The sequence below is a fragment of the Phenylobacterium sp. genome, assembly GCF_037138395.1.
Classification (GTDB): Bacteria; Pseudomonadota; Alphaproteobacteria; order Caulobacterales; family Caulobacteraceae; genus Phenylobacterium.
The window spans coordinates 1-3,253 of sequence record NZ_JBAXIM010000212.1 but is presented as its reverse complement, the minus strand read 5'-3'; the positions used below and the strand labels follow the sequence as shown (position 1 = coordinate 3,253).

3 protein-coding genes are annotated in these 3,253 nt (G+C 70.2%); 2 read left to right on the top strand and 1 reads right to left on the bottom strand.

Features of this window, described 5'->3' with window-relative positions:
- The coding region (locus WCJ52_RS12345) for a cytochrome P450 (protein ID WP_336903611.1) at nt 1–668 on the top strand (668 nt) is incomplete at its 5' end.
- Nucleotides 669–708: 40 nt separating this feature from the next.
- Nucleotides 709–1,107, top strand: a complete 399-nt coding sequence (locus WCJ52_RS12340) for a cupin domain-containing protein (RefSeq protein WP_336903610.1) — start codon at nt 709–711, stop codon at nt 1,105–1,107.
- 135 nt (nt 1,108–1,242) lie between these two features.
- Here the strand turns inward: WCJ52_RS12340 and WCJ52_RS12335 are convergent, their stop codons facing one another.
- Entirely contained in the window at nt 1,243–2,547 is a 1,305-nt protein-coding gene (locus WCJ52_RS12335) for an MFS transporter (RefSeq protein ID WP_336903609.1), read from the bottom strand.
- Between the last annotated feature and the right edge of the window lie 706 nt (nt 2,548–3,253).

Here is a 3,253-nt window from a genome sequence, read left to right as displayed (position 1 = left end):
GGACCAACGAAGACCGCCAGGCGGCCCTGATGCCCTATTTCGAGACCTTCGTGGGCTTGTGGGAGGCCCGCAAGACCGCGCCGGGGAATGACCTGTTGTCCCTGCTGGCGGGCGATCCCCTCACCCGCAAGGACGGACAGATGTTCGCCTGGACGGGCAATGTGGTCCTCCTGACCGTGGCCGGCAGCGACACGACCCGACACTCGATCACCGGCGCCCTTCAGGCCTTCCAGGACAATCCCGACGCCTATGACCGGCTGCGCGCCGACCCGTCCCTGCTGGACTCCGCCGTGCCCGAGATCATCCGCTGGCAGAGCCCCGTGGCCCACATGCGCCGCACCGCCACCCGGGACGTGGAGCTGGGCGGCAAGACGATCCGCAAGGGGGACAAGGTGATCATGTGGTACGTCTCGGGCAACCGGGACGACGAGGTCATCCCGGATCCGGACCGCTTTGTCATCGACCGGGTGCGCCCGCGCCAGCACGTGGCCTTCGGCTTTGGCATCCACCGCTGCGTCGGCAACCGGCTGGCGGAGATGCAGCTGAAGGTGGTGTGGGAGGAGATCCTCAAGCGTTTCAAGCGCATTGAGGTGGTGGCCCCGCCCCGCCGCCTGACCTCCAACTTCGTCAAGGGCTACGAGACCCTGCCGGTGCGCATCGTCGGCTGACCGGCCCCCCTTGGCTTTCCTCCCAGAAAAGGCGCGCGCCATGTCCGTCCAGGCCACCCTTGTCCATGAGGCCGACTGCGAGCTGGAGGGCTGGGAGGAGCCGGCGCCCGGCCTGGTGACCTGGCGCACCCTGTTCAGCGGCGAGCGGACCCCGACCCAGGGCCTGGTCCAGGGCGTGGCCGAGGTGCGCGCCACCCTTGAAACTCGGCCGGGCCTGCACCGGCACGCCCATGCCGAGACCTACTACATCCTGTCCGGGCGCGGGGTGATCGACCTGGACGGCGAGATGCGCCCCCTGGCGCCCGGCGACGCCGTCTTCATCCCCGGCAACGCCTGGCACGCCGCCTGGAGCGAGGGGGAGGCGCCCCTGCGGATCCTCTACACCTTCGCCGCGGATGCCTTCGATGAGGTGGTCTACGAGTTCGCGGACGCGGGATGAAGGGGATGGGGCGGCGATGCCGTTGACCCCCTCCGTCGCGCTGTGCGCGCCACCTCCCCCTTGGGGGCGGAATTAGGCGCTAGGGAGCTCCGGGAGAAGCCGACTGAGGGGGTCAGCGGCGGCTGAGCTGCACCCCTAGGCCGCCCCGATCGCCCGGGCCTGGTCGGCGACGAGGGTGCGGGTGGCCGCCCAGAAGTGGAAGGCGGCCCAGAATCCGGTGGGCGCCAGGATCAGCAGGGCCAGCCGCAGGGACTCCGCATCCGGGCCTCCCGCGCCTCCGAAATGGTCGCTGAGCAGGCCCACGGCCTGAGGCGCCACGATCAGGTTCAGCACGTTGGCGACCAGGACCGAGACCGAGATGAAGGTCGCGCGCATGCCGGCCGGCGCAAGGTTCTGGACCAGGGCCATGGCCGGGCCGACGTAGAAATAGAGCGCCGGGATGAACAGCCAGAACATCAGGCGCGCGACCCCCAGGTCATGGGTCTGGAAGGCGATGAAGGACGGGACGGTGGCCAGGGCGACCCCCGCCGCCAGGAGCCAGCAGATCCGGCGCGGGTCGGCAAAGGCGGGTCGGGACAGGAGCCAGGCGGTGACCACCGTCGCCGCCGTGCCCGTGACCAGGTGGATCGGGCCCAGGAGGGCCCCGGCCTGACCGACATCCAGATGGTAGGCCCGCTGCAGGAAGGTGGGGGCGAACCAGATCAGGCCCCACCCCCAGAGCGCGCAGATCCCGCCGCCCATTATGACATGGACGCAGGCCTTCTGGCTCCAGAGGAAGGCCATGGCGCGAAGGAAACCCTCTCGCTTCGGCGCCACCCCGGCGACGGGATCGAGGCGCCCCCGCGCGGGCTCCCGGACCGTCAGGAAGACGACGACCCCGAGGACGACCCCGGGTGCCCCCAGGGCCAGGAAGGCCGCCCGCCAGCCGTAATGACTGGCCACGAAGCCGGCCATGTCGGCCCCCATCCAGGCGCCCAGGGGGGCACCCAGGGCGAAGATCGTCATGGCCATGGCCCGCCGGTCGGCGGGAAAATGGTCGGCCAGGATGGAGTTCGACGGCGGCGTGCCACCAGCCTCTCCGATCCCGACCCCGATCCGGGCCAAAAGGAACTGCAGGTAGGTCTGGGACAGGCCGCAGAGCGCGGTCATCCCCGACCAGATCACCAGGGACGCCGCCAGTATGTTCCGCCGGTTGGCGCGGTCCGCCAGCCAGGACAGGGGCAGGCCCAGGGACACGTAGAAGACCGCCAGCGGGATACCGGTCAGGAAGGCGATGCCGCTGTCCGAAAGCTGGAGGTCCAGCCGCATGGGCTCCATGACCGTGGTCACCACATAGCGGTCGGCGATGTTGAGCGCATAGGCCAGGCAGGTGATCGCCAGGACGTAGTAACGGGCCCCGGTCGGACGGGCCTCAAGGCCGTTCGCGCTCGATACCTGCATGCCGATCCCCCCGGGCCCCACCTCTATGGAAGCAGAGCCTAGACCCGGCGGGGGAAGAGTCGAGGTTCAATCCAGGCGACGCCCATGGACCGGGCCTGCGTCCTCCGCCGCCTGGAGCGAGGGGGAGGCGCCCCGGCGGATCCTCTACACCTTCGCCGTGGATGCCTTCGAAGACGTGGTCTAGGAGTTCGCGGACGCGGGGTGAGGGGCGGGGCGGCGATGCCGTTGACCCCCTCCCTCCCGGGACTGCCGTCCCGGTCCACCTCCCCCTTGGGGGCGGAATTAGAAGCGCAAATTGCTCCCCATCAGGGGGAGCTCCCGGCGAAGCCGGGTGAGGGGGTCAGCGGCGGCTCAGCTGCACCCCTCGCTCGCCCCTAGGCCACCCCGATCGCCCGGGCTGGGTCGGCGACGAGGGTGCGGGTGGCCGACCAGAAGTGGAAGGCGGCCCAGAAACCGGTGGGTGCCGGGTGATCGGCCTGCACCCGAAACTGTTCTACGACGGCTGAGCCGCCGGGCAGCCCACCTCGCCCCGTCCGCCTCAAGCCGCCAGCGCGTCAGCCAGGGCTCGAATCCGGACAGGTCCACGGGTTCCCCCTCCCCCTACTTGTCCGGCGCGGTGATCGGACGGGCGTCTTCCCAGCGGTAGGGCAAGATGTCAGGGGTCACCTGGACCTCGGTGGTGAATTTCAGCGGGTACTTGCCGCCG

Excerpts from the sequence above, each read along its gene's own strand:
- WCJ52_RS12340 (WP_336903610.1), top strand. The coding sequence starts at position 709 with ATGTCCGTCCAGGCCACCCTTGTCCATGAGGCCGACTGCGAGCTGGAG.
- WCJ52_RS12335 (WP_336903609.1), bottom strand. The coding sequence starts at position 2,547 with ATGCAGGTATCGAGCGCGAACGGCCTTGAGGCCCGTCCGACCGGGGCC.